This window comes from Pseudomonas sp. PSB18 (genome assembly GCF_014596565.1).
GTDB lineage: Bacteria > Pseudomonadota > Gammaproteobacteria > Pseudomonadales > Pseudomonadaceae > Aquipseudomonas.
This window is the reverse complement of sequence record NZ_NOIN01000001.1, coordinates 707,704-721,118: the sequence shown is the minus strand read 5'-3', so window position 1 is coordinate 721,118 and position 13,415 is coordinate 707,704. Positions and strand designations below refer to the sequence as shown.

Annotated in this window: 15 protein-coding genes and 1 pseudogene; 9 read left to right on the top strand and 7 right to left on the bottom strand. The window is 61.5% G+C overall.

From position 1 onward, the window contains the following. Positions 1-29: 29 nt before the first annotated feature. On the top strand, positions 30-503 hold the full coding sequence (gene greB / locus CGA22_RS03195) for a transcription elongation factor GreB (protein WP_041020055.1): 474 nt from the start codon (positions 30-32) through the stop codon (positions 501-503). Between the two features lie 88 nt (positions 504-591). Here the strand turns inward: greB and CGA22_RS03190 are convergent. The 3 genes and pseudogenes from CGA22_RS03190 to CGA22_RS03180 form a co-directional block, all read right to left on the bottom strand. Next, positions 592-762 (bottom strand): annotated as a pseudogene (locus CGA22_RS03190) (transcription elongation factor GreB); the annotation flags it as partial. Positions 763-796: 34 nt separating this feature from the next. Next, positions 797-3,301: an ABC transporter permease gene (locus tag CGA22_RS03185; protein WP_041020057.1), complete on the bottom strand. Its 2,505-nt coding sequence runs from the start codon at positions 3,299-3,301 to the stop codon at positions 797-799. Further along, positions 3,301-3,984 (bottom strand): ABC transporter ATP-binding protein, encoded by a 684-nt coding sequence (locus CGA22_RS03180; protein WP_024776675.1) that lies wholly within the window; start codon positions 3,982-3,984, stop codon positions 3,301-3,303. The genes CGA22_RS03185 and CGA22_RS03180 overlap by 1 nt, the downstream gene beginning before the upstream one ends. A 10-nt stretch (positions 3,985-3,994) precedes the next feature. On the opposite strand from CGA22_RS03180, the gene CGA22_RS03175 reads away from it, so the two are divergent. The 3 genes from CGA22_RS03175 to CGA22_RS03165 all read left to right on the top strand — a co-directional run bounded on the left by CGA22_RS03175 (position 3,995) and on the right by CGA22_RS03165 (position 6,152). Next, positions 3,995-4,600: an arylesterase gene (locus CGA22_RS03175; protein WP_041020058.1), complete on the top strand. Its 606-nt coding sequence runs from the start codon at positions 3,995-3,997 to the stop codon at positions 4,598-4,600. A 56-nt stretch (positions 4,601-4,656) separates the two neighbouring features. Further along, on the top strand, positions 4,657-4,950 hold the full coding sequence (locus CGA22_RS03170; RefSeq protein WP_041020059.1) for a hypothetical protein: 294 nt from the start codon (positions 4,657-4,659) through the stop codon (positions 4,948-4,950). A gap of 230 nt (positions 4,951-5,180) precedes the next feature. Next, positions 5,181-6,152: a L,D-transpeptidase family protein gene (locus CGA22_RS03165; RefSeq protein ID WP_041020060.1), complete on the top strand. Its 972-nt coding sequence runs from the start codon at positions 5,181-5,183 to the stop codon at positions 6,150-6,152. A 125-nt stretch (positions 6,153-6,277) separates the two neighbouring features. Here CGA22_RS03165 and oprI read toward each other — a convergent pair whose 3' ends face one another. Continuing rightward, positions 6,278-6,529, bottom strand: a complete 252-nt coding sequence (gene oprI, locus CGA22_RS03160) for an outer membrane lipoprotei OprI (RefSeq protein ID WP_025113130.1) — start codon at positions 6,527-6,529, stop codon at positions 6,278-6,280. A gap of 634 nt (positions 6,530-7,163) precedes the next feature. Between oprI and CGA22_RS03155 the strand changes: the two genes are divergently transcribed. Then, positions 7,164-7,445 carry a GNAT family N-acetyltransferase gene (locus CGA22_RS03155; protein ID WP_024776680.1) on the top strand — a complete coding sequence of 94 codons (282 nt, stop codon included), beginning with the start codon at positions 7,164-7,166 and terminating at the stop codon, positions 7,443-7,445. Positions 7,446-7,520: 75 nt separating this feature from the next. On the opposite strand, the gene CGA22_RS03150 is transcribed toward CGA22_RS03155, so the two are convergent. Next, entirely contained in the window at positions 7,521-8,597 is a 1,077-nt protein-coding gene (locus CGA22_RS03150) for a 3-deoxy-7-phosphoheptulonate synthase (protein WP_003183777.1), read from the bottom strand. Positions 8,598-8,864: 267 nt separating this feature from the next. Here CGA22_RS03150 and CGA22_RS03145 point away from each other — a divergent pair, with 267 nt between their 5' ends. From CGA22_RS03145 to cysB, 4 genes are all read left to right on the top strand, one after another. Further along, positions 8,865-9,818: a putative 2-dehydropantoate 2-reductase gene (locus CGA22_RS03145; protein WP_041020061.1), complete on the top strand. Its 954-nt coding sequence runs from the start codon at positions 8,865-8,867 to the stop codon at positions 9,816-9,818. Between the two features lie 19 nt (positions 9,819-9,837). Beyond that, on the top strand, positions 9,838-10,743 hold the full coding sequence (locus CGA22_RS03140) for a 5'-nucleotidase (protein WP_041020062.1): 906 nt from the start codon (positions 9,838-9,840) through the stop codon (positions 10,741-10,743). Positions 10,744-10,830: 87 nt separating this feature from the next. Further along, positions 10,831-11,331, top strand: coding sequence for a universal stress protein (locus CGA22_RS03135; protein ID WP_041020063.1), 501 nt, complete (start codon positions 10,831-10,833; stop codon positions 11,329-11,331). Between the two features lie 111 nt (positions 11,332-11,442). Further along, positions 11,443-12,417: an HTH-type transcriptional regulator CysB gene (gene cysB / locus CGA22_RS03130; protein WP_041020064.1), complete on the top strand. Its 975-nt coding sequence runs from the start codon at positions 11,443-11,445 to the stop codon at positions 12,415-12,417. Between the two features lie 6 nt (positions 12,418-12,423). Here the strand turns inward: cysB and CGA22_RS03125 are convergent, their stop codons facing one another. Together CGA22_RS03125 and CGA22_RS03120 are read right to left on the bottom strand one after the other, a co-directional pair. Then, the gene (locus CGA22_RS03125; protein ID WP_041020065.1) at positions 12,424-12,906 is read right to left on the bottom strand and encodes a GreA/GreB family elongation factor; all 483 of its coding nucleotides are present in this window, start codon (positions 12,904-12,906) and stop codon (positions 12,424-12,426) included. 2 nt (positions 12,907-12,908) lie between these two features. Next, positions 12,909-13,295, bottom strand: coding sequence for a cytochrome b/b6 domain-containing protein (locus tag CGA22_RS03120; protein WP_041020066.1), 387 nt, complete (start codon positions 13,293-13,295; stop codon positions 12,909-12,911). Positions 13,296-13,415 lie beyond the last annotated feature (120 nt).

The window sequence follows — 13,415 nt, the reverse complement described above, 5'->3', positions numbered from 1 at the left end:
CGGAGTTAATCGTTAGTGAGACACCTGACTTGAGTACAAACATCATCACAAAGGAAGGTCATGAGGCCCTGAAGCAAGAGCTCGATTACCTATGGCGAGAGAAGCGCCCCGACACAACTAGGAAGGTAACTTGGGCAGCGTCGCTGGGTGACCGCAGCGAGAATGCGGATTACCAGTACAACAAGAAGCTGCTGCGGGAGATTGACCGTCGAGTCCGATACCTTCGGAAGCGGCTTGAGGACGTGCGCGTAGTCGAATATTCGCCTGAACAGGAGGGAAAGATCTTTTTTGGGGCTTGGGTCGAGATTGAAAACGAGGCGGGCGAAATCAAAAAATTTCGGGTTGTGGGCTACGACGAAATTTACGGTCGAAACGATTACATCTCGATCGATTCGCCCATGGCGCGCGCTCTTTTGAAGAAAGAGGTGGGCGACGAGGCAGTTGTGCAAACCCCCGGCGGAGAAGTGTTGTGGTGGATCAACGAAATTTTTTACGCGAAATAGTATGGCTTTCTGAGTATGGCTACTATTTGTGAACGTCCGGATTTAAAGGCTTGTAGGGTTGATAGTATGGGAAATGCGGTGCTTGCTCCCATTCGGCATTTTCCGAGCGATCGCCTTGGGCCGCCGCCTCGCTGACAGCCTGGGTCACTTGGGGGCGGCGTACATGCCAAAGCTCGTGGAATTCGGCGCGCATCCGCGCCTCGCCCTCGGGGGTGATCAGCGCGGTGCCAGCGGTGCGAGGTGGGCGATAACGGCTCATGGCAACTTCTTGTGGTGGTAAGGACGGAAGTCTATCAACCCTCGCGCAACACTGTCAGCGGGCTGGCGTTGAGCGCCCGCCGGGTGCCGAACACCCCCGCAGCGCCGATCAGCAACGCGCCTGCCAGCGGTAACATCAGCAACCACGGATGCGGATGCCAGGGCAGGTCGAAGGCAAAGCGGTAGAGCACCAGGCTGACCAGTTCAGAACCCAGGGCCGCCAGCAATCCGCTGACCGCACCCAACAGGCCGAATTCGATGCGTCGGGCCTTGACCAGCAAGGGGCGCTCGGCCCCCAGGGCTCGCAGTAACGCGCCTTGGCGAATCCGCTCATCAAGGGTGGCCTGCAGGCCGGAGAACAGCACGGCCATGCCCGCCGCCAGGACAAACAGCAGCACGTACTCCACGGCCAGGGTCACCTGGGCCAGGATGCTGCGCAGTTGCTGCAGCAAGGCTTCGACCTGCAGGATCGTCACGGCCGGGAAGGCCCGGGCCAGGTCGACAATCTGCTGGTCGTGACCGGCGGCCAGATAGAAACTGGTGAGGTAGGTGGCCGGCAGGTCCTTCAGGGTGCCGGGTTGGAAGATCATGAAGAAGTTGGGCTGGAAGTTGTCCCAGTTGATCTCCCGCAGGCTGGTGACCTTCGCTTCGCGGTTGACGCCACCCACGCTGAACACCAGCCGGTCGCCCAGTTTGATCTGCAGGTTCTCGGCCACTTTGCCCTCCACCGAAACCCCCGGTATATCGTCCGGTGGCTGCTGTGGCCACCAGTTTCCGGCGGTGACGACGTTGCCTTCCGGCAGGTCCGCAGCCCAGGTCAGGCTCAGGTCGCGCTGCAGTGCCCGGTCCCCGGCCGAGTCCTTGGTGACGAACTCCCTGGCCGGTTCGCCGTTGATGCTGATGAGCCGCCCCGGTACCACGGGATAGAGCGGGGCCGATTGCGCCGACAACTGCAACAGCTTGTCGGTGAAGGCCTGCTTGTCATTGGGCAGGATGTTCAGGGCGAAGTAGTTGGGGGCATTTTTCGGTAGCTGGTTTTGCCAGGTATCCAGCAACTCGCCGCGCAACAGTGCGATCAACGCCATGGACAACAGGATCAGGCCGAATGCCAATGCCTGGCCGGCCGCGGCCAGGGGATGGCGCAGCAATTGGCCGAGCCCCAGCCGCCAGGGCAGGGAAGCGCGGGCGAGCATCCGGCGCAGGCTCTGGAGCAGCAGCAACAGCAGGCCGCCCAGCACCAGGGCCGCGACAACGCCGCCGCCGAGCAGGGCGAAGGTCAGCACCAGGTCCAGGCTCAGGCGCCACATGATCAGGCCCAGGGCACCCAGCGCGGCACCATAGACCACCCAGGTACTGGAAGGGATGGGCAGCATGTCCCTGCGCAAGACGCGCAACGGCGGCACTCGCCCCAACGCGGCCAGGGGCGGCAGGGCGAACCCTGCCAGCGCCACCAATCCGGTGCCGATCCCGGCGATTGCCGGCAGCAGACCCCCGGGCGGTACGGTGGCCGGTAGCAGGTCATGCAGCAAGGCGAACAGCCCTAATTGGGCAATCCAGCCGAGCAGGGCGCCGCTGAGGCTCGCCAGCAGGCCCAGTACCGTCAGTTGCAGGCTGAACAGCACCATGGTTTCCCGGCGTGACAGGCCCAGGCAGCGCAGCAGGGCGCTGGCATCGAAGCGTCGGGTGGCGAAACGGTTGGCGGAGAGCGCAACCGCGACGCCGGACAATAGCACCGCCACCAGGCTGGCCATGTTCAGGTAGCGCTCGGCCTTGCCCAGGGCGCCACCGATCTGCCGGTTGCCGTCGCGGGCATCCTGCAGGCGTTGGTTGGCCTCAAGGCCCGGCTTGATCAGGTCGCGATAGGTTTGCAGGGCGGGCGCCGGGCCTCGCCAGAGGTCGCGATAGCTGACGCGGCTGCCAGGCTGTACCACGCCGGTGGCTTCCAGGTCCTTGAGGTTGATCATGACCCGGGGCGTGAGGCTGTAGAAATTGCCGGCGCGATCCGGTTCGTAAGTCAGCACCCGGCTCAGGCGCAAGGTGGTGTTGCCGACATCGATGCTGTCGCCGATCTTCAGGTCCAGTGCTGTCAGCAGTCGGGCTTCGACCCACGCCTCGCCCGGATTCGGTCGTCCGCCGGTTTCTTCCGGGGCGAAGGGGGAAGGGGCACTTTTCAGTTCGCCGCGCAACGGGTAGAGGTCATCGGCAGCCTTGACGCTGGAAAGCTGGATGCCGTTGTCGGTGGCGACGACACTGGAGAACTCCACGACAAGGGCGTGCTCCAGGCCCAGCTCGGTGCCGCTGCGAATCTGCTCGGGGCGGGCGGGCGAGCTGCCTTCGAGCAACAGGTCCGCGCCGAGGAATTCGGTGGCGCGCAGCATCATCGCGCCGTTGAGCCGGGCACCGAAGTAGCCGATGGCGGTGCTGGCCGCCACCGCCACCAGCAAGGCGAAGAACAACACGCGCAACTCGCCGGCGCGGGCGTCGCGCAGCAATTGGCGGACAGCGAGACTGAACAGGCGCAACAGCGGCAAGCGTGCCATCAAGGCTCCAGGGGCGCGACCATCTGGCCGGCTTCAAGTCGGATCAGGCGCCGGCAACGATGGGCCAGGCGTTCGTCATGAGTGACCAGCACCAGGGTCGTGCCGCTTTCCTTGTTCAGTTCGAACAAAAGATCGCTGATGCGCTCACCGGTGTGGCTGTCGAGATTGCCGGTGGGTTCGTCGGCGAAGAGCACGTCGGGCTCGGCGGCGAAGGCACGGGCAATGGCCACGCGCTGCTGTTCGCCACCGGAGAGCTGGCGTGGCGAGTGAGTCAGGCGTTGGCCCAGGCCGACCCGCTGCAACAGTTCCGTGGCGCGTTCACGGGCATCCTTGCGACCGTCCAGCTCCAGCGGCAGCATGACGTTTTCCAGCGCATTGAGGCTATCGAGCAGTTGGAACGACTGGAAGACAAAGCCGACATGCTCGGCGCGGATCCGCGCCCGCTGGTCTTCATCCAGCGCACTGAGGGCCTGTCCGGCGAGAGTCACTTCACCGCTGCTGGGCAGGTCCAGGCCGGCCAGCAGCCCCAGGAGCGTGGATTTGCCGGAACCCGACGCGCCGACAATGGCCAGGCTGTCGCCCTTGTTCAGTTCCAGGCTGAGTTCGTGCAGGATGGTCAGTTCACCTTCCGCGCTGGGGACCACTTTGCTAAGGTCCTTCGCGGTGAGAATGCTTGAGCCCATGGAGAATCCGATGCGTGTGTGGTTTTTGAGTGCCGGCCTGGCCTTGATGTGCATGGTCCAGAACGCAGCGGCGGGTACAGTCCTGATCGTTGGCGATAGTATCAGCGCGGCTTTCGGCCTGGATACCCGGCAAGGCTGGGTGTCATTGCTCGAACAACGGCTCAAGGCCGAGGGTTTTGACGACAAAGTGGTCAATGCGTCCATCAGTGGCGACACCAGCGCGGGGGGCCAGGCGCGGCTGCCGGCGCTGCTTGCGGCCCATAAGCCGGACCTGGTGATCCTGGAGTTGGGCGGCAACGATGGCTTGCGCGGACAGCCGCCAACACAATTGCAACAAAACCTTGCAGCGATGATCGACAGCGCCCGCGCCAGCGGTGCGAAGGTGTTGTTGCTGGGCATGCAACTGCCTCCCAATTACGGCCGGCGCTACACCGATGCCTTCGCCAAGGTCTACAGCACCCTGGCAGAAGAGAAAAAAGTGCCGCTGGTGCCGTTTTTCCTCCAGGACATCGGTGGGGTTCCGGGGATGATGCAGGGCGACGGATTGCACCCGTCCGTCGCGGCCCAGGGCAAGTTGCTGGAAAATGTCTGGCCGACGCTGAAACCGCTGCTTTGACGCTTTTCTACAGGCGGTCTTTCGGCTAATGTGGCGCCCCCGATTTGGAGCCCCCGATGCCGCGTCCCGCCTGGTCCCTGTTTGCCTACCAACTGATCGAGCCTGACGAACAGCTGGACCTGTTCGCCTGCCAGGAAGTGCGGGTGCATCTGGTGACCCGGCAGCTGGAGCTCGGTGGTTCGGCGGACCGGACCCTCTGCGGCAGCCTGCTGCCGGCCCAGCCGCGCTGGTCTGGCGTTGATCGCCGGATATTCCAGGATCATCGCCTGTGCTCGCTGTGCCGGGCGATCCTGGAGTCCCAGAAGCGCGGTACTTCGCCGATCTGGCCGGAGCTGCGGTTCGAATTGTAAGTTTCAGATTCGAAGCATGCCTCCCGTGGGAGCGAGCCTGCTCGCGATGACATCGGCACATCCGGCATCGCTGCAAGCTGATCCACCGCTTTCGCGAGCAGGCTCGCTCCCACAGGTCGCGCTGGACGGCAATGTATCGGACGCGCCATCGCCGCTCTCCCCGTAATACCGGCCTGCGGTGTACAATCGCCGTTTTCATACCTCTATTCGATCTGCGAAGGATGTCCCGGATGTTGCTGCGCTTGCCTGCCGTCGCCCGCTGCCTGTCTCTTGCCGCCTTGTGTATGGCGGGACCCGTTGCTGCACTGCAGCTGCCCCTGCCACCGCCGGGTGAGGACATTGTCGGCCAGGTACAAGTGATCAAGGCGAAATACGAAGACACCTTCGCCGACCTGGGCACGACCTATGACCTGGGTTACACCGAGATGGTCGCGGCCAACCCGGGCGTCGACCCCTGGTTGCCGGGTGCCGGCACGGAGATTGTGTTGCCGACCCGTTTCATCCTGCCGCCAGGTCCGCGCGAAGGCATCGTGATCAACCTTGCCGAGTACCGCCTCTACTACTTCCCCAAGGGCCGGAACGTGGTCTACACCTTCCCGCTGGGGATCGGTCGTGAAGGTTGGGGCTCGCCAATCGCCCATACGAGCATCACTGCCAAGACGCCGAACCCGACCTGGACCCCACCGGCCTCGATCAAGGCCGAGCATGCCGCCGACGGCGACCCGCTGCCGAATGTGGTGCCGGCTGGCCCTGACAACCCGCTGGGGCCTTTCAAGTTCACCCTGGGCACCCCGGGCTATCTGATCCACGGCTCGAACAAGAAATTCGGTATCGGCATGCGCACCAGCCACGGTTGCTTCCGCATGTTCAACAACAATGTTCTGGAAATGGCCGGCATGGTGCCGGTGGGCACGTCGGTGCGGATCATCAACGACCCCTACAAGCTGGGCTTGAGCGGCGGCAAGGTTTACCTGGAAGCCCATACACCGCTGGACGACAAGGGCAACCCGTCGGTGGTGGACAAGCACACTGCGGTGATCAACGCGATGCTCAAGCGCGAAGACATCACCAGCAACCTGCGCATGGACTGGAACGTGGTGCGTGACGTGGTGGCTGCCGAAGATGGCCTGCCGGTCGAGATCGCCGTTCCGAATGCTTCGGCACCGATGGTTTCGAGCGCACCGATCGACTTGCAGCAGTAAGGTCCTGTTTCAACCCGCCGGCGTTTTGCGATGCTGGCGGGTTTTTTATTGTCCGTGGAAAACACCAGGCAATAAAAAAGCCGACCCAAAAAATGGGTCGGCTCGATAACAATCCCGAGGGACTATTACTTGCGGCTAGCTTTGTCCAGCATGCGCAGAGCACGCTCGTTAGCTTCGTCAGCAGTCTGTTGTGCTTTTTGAGCAGCAGCCAGAGCTTCATCAGCTTTACGGTAGGCTTCGTCTGCACGAGCTTGGGCGCGAGCTGCTGCGTCTTCGGTGGCAGTCAGACGTGCTTCGGTTTCTTTCGATGCGCTGCTGCAACCGGTAGCCAGAACTGCGGCCAGGGCCAGAGCAGAGAATTTCAGAACGTTGTTCATCGTGTTCCCCTTCAAGGACTTTCTATTTAGTGACTGTCTCCTCAGAGTGAGGAGTTAGCCGGCGTACATACTACCCATTACTTGTAGTAAGTAAACTGACGTAGCGCAAGAAGCAAAAAAATTGTAGGCGGTGATTCTTTTTCAAGCAACTTTTCTTGCGGTTGTTTAAAAAATATACAGCGCCAAGCCCTTGAATGGAGCGCGTTGGTGCACAAAAGTTCCGCTAGCGAGAGGAACTCCGGCAGGCACGCTAAAGTCGCTGTTTATTGATTCGCCTACACTTTTGTTCATTTTTTGCGCAGCGTCCCGGGCATCTTTATTGGCAGGGCTGGTGACTTTAACTACGCACGCTCGTCTCAAGACTCAACAACTGGCGATGTTCAGCTATTGCGCCTTCGCTGACTTCAGCGCAACGGTGGCGTTCAAGTCGCTAAATCCGACGAGGCTACCCTCCAATGACAGGTGTGTCTTGAGCATTTGCGTCATTGGTGCCTACTATTCACGACGTGCTCGGGTTTGAGTGATTGATTTTTTGCGCTCGGTGACCGGACAGGCACGGGGTGGCGTAGATGTTCCTTCGCCGGAAAAACATCGGTAAGGTAGGGGTCAGCATTCAGACCCGCGAGGAGTAGTGATGAGCGAGGCGTTGTCCATCCACCATGACCAGGCTGGTCATCAGTTCGAGACCACTGTGGACGGTCATCGTGCCTATCTGACCTATATGGACCTGGGCAAACAGACCCTGGATATCTATCGGACGTTCGTGCCCAACGCTTTGCGTGGCAGGGGGATTGCGGCAGCACTGACCGAAAAGGCGCTGCAGTACGCCGAGGATATGGGCTACACGGTGATCCCGTCCTGCTCCTATGTAGAGCGCTACATGGAGCGTCACCAGCGGCACGCGGCGAAGCTCTGACGCAACGGATTTCACAATAAAAAACGCCGGGTTGAAAGCCCGGCGTTTTTTATTGTGCGATGCAATGGCGGCCGATCAGCTGCGCTGACGCTTTGGCAGCACGTCCTTGAGTTTGGCGTGCATGCTGCGCAGGGTGTTCTCGGTCGCGCTCCAGTCGATGCAGGCATCGGTGATGGACACACCATACTGCAAGTCGGCGAGGTCTTTCGGGATCGCCTGGCAGCCCCAGTTCAGGTGGCTCTCGACCATCAGGCCGATAATTGACTGGTTGCCTTCCAGGATCTGGTTGGCCACGTTCTCCATCACCAGGGGTTGCAGCGCCGGGTCCTTGTTGGAGTTGGCGTGGCTGCAGTCGACCATGATGTTCGGCTTGATCTTCGCCTTGTTCAGCGCCTGTTCACACAGCGCAACGCTGACCGAGTCGTAGTTGGGCTTGCCGTTGCCACCGCGCAGCACCACGTGACCGTAGGCGTTGCCCTTGGTGGTGACGATGGACACGCCGCCTTCCTGGTTGATGCCGAGGAAGCGGTGAGGGCTGGAAACCGATTGCAGGGCGTTGATGGCGACGGTAAGGCCGCCGTCGGTGCCGTTCTTGAAGCCCACGGCCGAAGACAGGCCGGAGGCCATCTCACGGTGGGTCTGGGATTCGGTGGTGCGCGCGCCGATGGCGGACCAGCTGATCAGATCCTGCAGGTATTGCGGGGAGATCGGGTCCAGGGCTTCGGTCGCCGTGGGCAGGCCCATTTCGGCCAGGTCCAGCAGCAACTGGCGACCGATATGCAAGCCGTCCTGGATCTTGAACGAGTCGTCCAGGTACGGGTCGTTGATCAGGCCTTTCCAGCCGACGGTGGTCCGGGGTTTCTCGAAATACACCCGCATGACCAGATACAAGGTATCGGAGACTTCCGCTGCCAGCACTTTCAGGCGCTCGGCATATTCGTGGGCGGCCTTGATGTCATGGATCGAGCAGGGCCCGATGACCACGAACAGGCGATGGTCGGTGCCGTCGAGAATGTTGCGGATGACTTCCCGCCCCTTGGTCACGGTGCGCAGGGCTGCGTCGCTCAGGGGGATATCGCGCTTGAGCTGGTCAGGCGTGATGAGGGTCTCGTTGGAGGCGACGTTAAGGTCATTGATCGGTAAATCAGCCATCGTGTTACTCGTCAGGTCACGGGTGCCGGCCGCCAGCGATCCCCGCGCGGCGGTGCACAGCGGATTTAAGCGCGTCGGGGAGCCGAACCTTAGCGCGTTACGAGGTTGCTCGACAATGGGCAGGGGCTGGTTTCAAGGGGATTTATCCCAGCTTTTATGGGAGCGAGGCTTGCCCGCGATGAAGGCGCCTCGGTTCCAAGGTAAACCGCGTAGACTTCAATCGCGGGCAAGCCTTGCTCCCACAGCTTTACAAGAGGAGTCGCAAAGATGCAGGCAGGCGTAAAACCCCGGATCGGGATGATCGGCACCGGGGCAATCGGCGGGTTCTATGGGGTGATGCTGGCGCGCGCCGGCTTTGATGTGCACTTCTTATTGCGCAGCGAATTCTCGGCGGTGGTCGAGAACGGCCTGCGTATCGACAGCGCGGTCCACGGGCCCTTGAGCCTTGATCCGGTCCAGGCGTATCGCAGCGCAGCCGACATGCCGCCCTGTGACTGGTTGCTGGTTGGTGCCAAGACCACCAGCAATGCCGACCTGGCCCCGGCCATTATCCAGGCGGCGGCTGACGGTGCGAAGGTCCTGCTGCTGCAGAATGGCCTTGATGTAGAAGAGCAACTTCGCCCCTTGCTGCCCGAGTCGCTGCATTTGTTGGGCGGGCTGTGCCTGATCTGCGTACACCGCGTTGGTCCGGGTGTCGTCGCCCACCAGGCCCTCGGCCCGGTCAACGTCGGTTATCACAGCGGTCCATGCCGGGACCAGGCTGAACGCATGACGGTTGTCGAAGCAGCGGCGGGGCTGTTCCGGGCCGCCGGTGTGGATTCCCAGGCGATGCCCGACCTGCAACAGGCGCGCTGGCAGAAACTGGTGTGGAACGTGCCCTACAACGGTCTTTCGGTTCTGCTGGGGGCCAGTACCACGCCGCTGATGGCCGATCACCACAGCCGTGGGCTGATCCAGGCGTTGATGGCCGAAGTGGTGCGCGGCGCCCAGGCCTGCGGTCATCACATTGCACCGGATTACGCCGGATATTTGTTCGCGATGACCGAAAGGATGGCTGATTACTGGCCGAGCATGTATCACGATTATTCCCACAAGCGCGTGCTCGAACTGGACGCGATCTACGGCCGGCCATTGGCGTCGGCGAAAGCGGCGGGGTGCGAGCTGCCGAAAATAGAAGCCTTGTACCAGGCGTTGGCGTTCATGGATCGGCGCAACCGCTGATCGGGCGAAGGGGAGCGACATGGCAAGCAACATCGATGACAAACTGGTGCTGGCAATTTCCTCGCGGGCGTTGTTCGACCTGAGTGAAAGCCACAAGGTGTATCTATCGGAAGGTGTCGAAGCCTATCGGCAATATCAGATCGAGCATGAAGACGAAGTCCTCGAACCCGGCGATGCGTTCGCCCTTGTGCAGAAACTGCTGAGCCTCAACGAGCACCTGGGGCGTGCCCGGGTCGAGGTGATTCTGGTGTCGCGCAACAGCGCGGATACAGGCCTGCGGGTGTTCAACTCGATTCACCACTATGGCTTGGCGATCTCCCGCGCCGCGTTCGTCGGCGGGCGCAGTCCTTATCCTTACCTCAAGGCGTTCGGCTGTGATCTTTTCCTGTCCACCCACGCCGAAGACGTACGCAGTGCCCTGGACGCCGGCTTCGCTGCGGCAACCATCCTCTCTGGCGGTGCCAGCCGCGCTGCCAGTGAGGAGCTGCGTATTGCCTTCGATGGCGATGCGGTGCTGTTCTCCGATGAGTCGGAGCGCATCTATCAGACCGGTGGTCTTGAAGCGTTTCAGGCCAGCGAACGGCAGTCAGCCCGCGAGCCGTTGCGCGGTGGGCCGTTCAAGGGTTTCCTGGCGGCGCTCAATGCGTTGCAACGGGAGTTCCCTGAGGATGCCTGCCCGATCCGCACGGCGCTGGTCACCGCCCGTTCCGCGCCGGCCCACGAGCGGGTTATCCGGACCTTGCGCGAGTGGGACATCCGTCTGGACGAATCGCTGTTTCTCGGTGGCCTGACCAAGTCCGCGTTCCTCGAGGCCTTTGCCGCCGACGTGTTTTTCGACGACCAGACGGGCCATTGCGAACTGGCTCGCGAGGTGGTCGCCACGGGGCACGTGCCCCACGGCATCAGTAACGAGGTGAAGCCCTGACTGTCCCGTTTTCCAGGGCCCGTCGCACTCCTCAAGGCACTGCTAAGCTGAATCCATCTCCGCCATTCTGGCACGCGAGGAGGTCACATGATTCGCTCGATGCTGTACGCCACAGACTTGGGGCTCTACGCCCCTTATGTGATGCAGCATGCCTTGGCGTTGGCACGGACGTTTGAAGCCGAGTTGTATGTAGTGCATGCGGTGGAACCGATGGGGCTGTTCGCCGAATCGGTGTTACAAAGCTATCTCGACGAGCAGGCGCTGAACGAATTTCATCGGCAGGGTCTGAATACGGTGATGGCCAATATCGAACGGCGGGTGCTCGACAGTTTTCGAGAAGAGCTGGGGGAGGGGCAGCAGGATTTGAAGCTGATCAGGTCGGTCAGGGTGTTTCAGGGCGATCCTTCCCAGGTCATTCTCGAACAGGCGGCGAAACTCTCTGTGGATTTGCTGATCGTAGGCAGTCACTGCCAGGGCGCAAGCGCTGAAACGCCCCTGGGCAGGACCGCCGCCCGGGTTTTGCAGTTGGCCCGGGTGCCGGTCTATCTGGTACCGCTGGTGCAGCGTCGGCGCCAGGGAGAAGCTTGAGGCCAAATGATGGCTTTTTATAAAAAAGTTCTAGATTTATTGCCACGACCATTCATATAGTTATATACCGTCGCTGATGCCCGTGGCGTCCAACTGCTTTGAGGGATACATATGAAGCTTCAACAACTGCGCTACATCTGGGAAGTGGCGCACCACGACCTCAACGTTTCCGCCACCGCGCAAAGCCTCTACACGTCACAACCCGGCATCAGCAAGCAGATCCGCCTATTGGAAGACGAATTGGGCGTCGAAGTCTTCGCCCGCAGCGGCAAGCACCTGACCCGCGTGACGCCGGCCGGTGAGCGCATCATCACCACGGCCGGCGAGATCCTGCGCAAGGTCGAAAGCATCAAGCAGATCGCCCAGGAATTTTCCAACGAGAAGAAAGGCACCTTGTCGATCGCCACCACCCACACCCAGGCGCGCTATGCACTGCCTCCGGTGATCAGCAACTTCATCAAGCAATACCCGGACGTGGCGCTCCACATGCACCAGGGCTCGCCGATGCAGATTGCCGAAATGGCTGCTGACGGCACGGTGGATTTTGCCATCGCCACCGAAGCCCTCGAATTGTTCGGCGACCTGGTGATGATGCCCTGCTATCGCTGGAACCGCTGCGTGGCCGTGCCCCAGGGCCATCCGCTGACCAAGCTGCCGAAGTTGACTCTGGAAGCCTTGGCCGAATACCCCATCGTGACATACGTGTTCGGCTTCACGGGCCGTTCGAAACTCGACGAAGCCTTCAGCCATCGCGGGTTGACACCGAAAGTGGTGTTCACTGCCGCCGACGCCGACGTGATCAAGACCTACGTGCGCCTCGGCCTGGGCGTGGGCATCGTGGCGAAGATGGCTGTCGATGCCAAGCTCGACAGCGATCTGGTGGTGCTGGATGCCAGCGAGTTGTTCGAGTCCAGCGTGACCAAGATCGGTTTCCGTCGTGGCACTTTCCTGCGGGGTTTCATGTGCGATTTCATCGAGAAGTTCGCGCCGCACCTGACCCGGGAAGTCATGGCCAAGGCCATCCAGTGCCACAACAAGCAGGAACTCGAAGAGCTGTTCGAGGGCGTCGAGCTGCCGGTGCACTGATCTTCGCTATATCGCCTCGGTGACAGCGAACTGTTGCCGGGCGCCCGCTACGACGATTTCCACTTCATCCCCTTCGAACTTGCCCAGCAGGCTTCGGCCCAGCGGTGAGCGAGGGGTGATGACCGTGATCGGTTGCCCCACCAGCGCCACTTTCAATCCCGCGGCATCCGGCCCCAGGAACAGCCATTGCTGGCGACCCTCTTCATCCTCCAGTCCGACCAGGGTGCCCACCTGGATGCCGCGCTGCGCGTCATAGGGCCTGAGGGTCAGGTTCTGGCAGAGAGCGAGGGCCTGGCGGATTTCCTCCACGCGCCTGGCTTGTCCGGCGGCGAGGTAGGACGCTTCGAGGCCCAGGGTGTCGTATTTGTTCTCGGCGACGTTTTCTTCGTGGGTCGCGGTTTCGTAGGCGGTCTGCGCGGCACGTTCGGCGATGTCGAGATCGACCTTGAGCTTGTCGAGGATCAACTGGTGGACGGTCTGTTTGTTCATGATCAGTCGCAGAATTGCAAAACGTTGGCGCGGGTCTTCTCGCTCTGCGCGTTCCGATCCTGTTCCAGCCAGAACTGGCATTTGGGGTTGGACTGATTACGCGGGTTGCTGCGGGCCTGGTCGAGGGCTTGCCGTTGTTCATTGCGCTGAAGGTTCTGCTGGTATTGCTCGAACATGGGGTTCTGCGGTTCGGGAGGCGGTTGCACGGCGGGCGGTTGCGCCAGTTGGTGCACGGCGGTAGCCACCGGGGCGAGCTGTTCGCCCAGGACGAATTTCGACAACAGCCAGCCTGTCAGCACGATGGCGAGGAACCCCAGCCACAGGCCCAGGGCGATGCTGACGGTCAATTGCAAGGCGGTGAGGCGCGGGGCGGGAGGGTGATCAGGCATGGCTGCTTCCTGGCAGGGACACGGGTAGGCGACGATTGTCGCATGAAGATTAATCGCCGTCGGCTCTTCTGCATCATCGGTTTATTCGGGACAATCGAGGCTTTGCCACAGGGAGTCGGG

Coding starts and splice junctions, on each gene's coding strand:
- CGA22_RS03185 (WP_041020057.1), bottom strand. CDS start 3,301: ATGGCACGCTTGCCGCTGTTGCGCCTGTTCAGTCTCGCTGTCCGCCAA.
- CGA22_RS03180 (WP_024776675.1), bottom strand. CDS start 3,984: ATGGGCTCAAGCATTCTCACCGCGAAGGACCTTAGCAAAGTGGTCCCC.
- CGA22_RS03175 (WP_041020058.1), top strand. CDS start 3,995: ATGCGTGTGTGGTTTTTGAGTGCCGGCCTGGCCTTGATGTGCATGGTC.
- CGA22_RS03170 (WP_041020059.1), top strand. CDS start 4,657: ATGCCGCGTCCCGCCTGGTCCCTGTTTGCCTACCAACTGATCGAGCCT.
- CGA22_RS03165 (WP_041020060.1), top strand. CDS start 5,181: ATGTTGCTGCGCTTGCCTGCCGTCGCCCGCTGCCTGTCTCTTGCCGCC.
- oprI (WP_025113130.1), bottom strand. CDS start 6,529: ATGAACAACGTTCTGAAATTCTCTGCTCTGGCCCTGGCCGCAGTTCTG.
- CGA22_RS03155 (WP_024776680.1), top strand. CDS start 7,164: ATGAGCGAGGCGTTGTCCATCCACCATGACCAGGCTGGTCATCAGTTC.
- CGA22_RS03150 (WP_003183777.1), bottom strand. CDS start 8,597: ATGGCTGATTTACCGATCAATGACCTTAACGTCGCCTCCAACGAGACC.
- CGA22_RS03145 (WP_041020061.1), top strand. CDS start 8,865: ATGCAGGCAGGCGTAAAACCCCGGATCGGGATGATCGGCACCGGGGCA.
- CGA22_RS03140 (WP_041020062.1), top strand. CDS start 9,838: ATGGCAAGCAACATCGATGACAAACTGGTGCTGGCAATTTCCTCGCGG.
- CGA22_RS03135 (WP_041020063.1), top strand. CDS start 10,831: ATGATTCGCTCGATGCTGTACGCCACAGACTTGGGGCTCTACGCCCCT.
- cysB (WP_041020064.1), top strand. CDS start 11,443: ATGAAGCTTCAACAACTGCGCTACATCTGGGAAGTGGCGCACCACGAC.
- CGA22_RS03125 (WP_041020065.1), bottom strand. CDS start 12,906: ATGAACAAACAGACCGTCCACCAGTTGATCCTCGACAAGCTCAAGGTC.
- CGA22_RS03120 (WP_041020066.1), bottom strand. CDS start 13,295: ATGCCTGATCACCCTCCCGCCCCGCGCCTCACCGCCTTGCAATTGACC.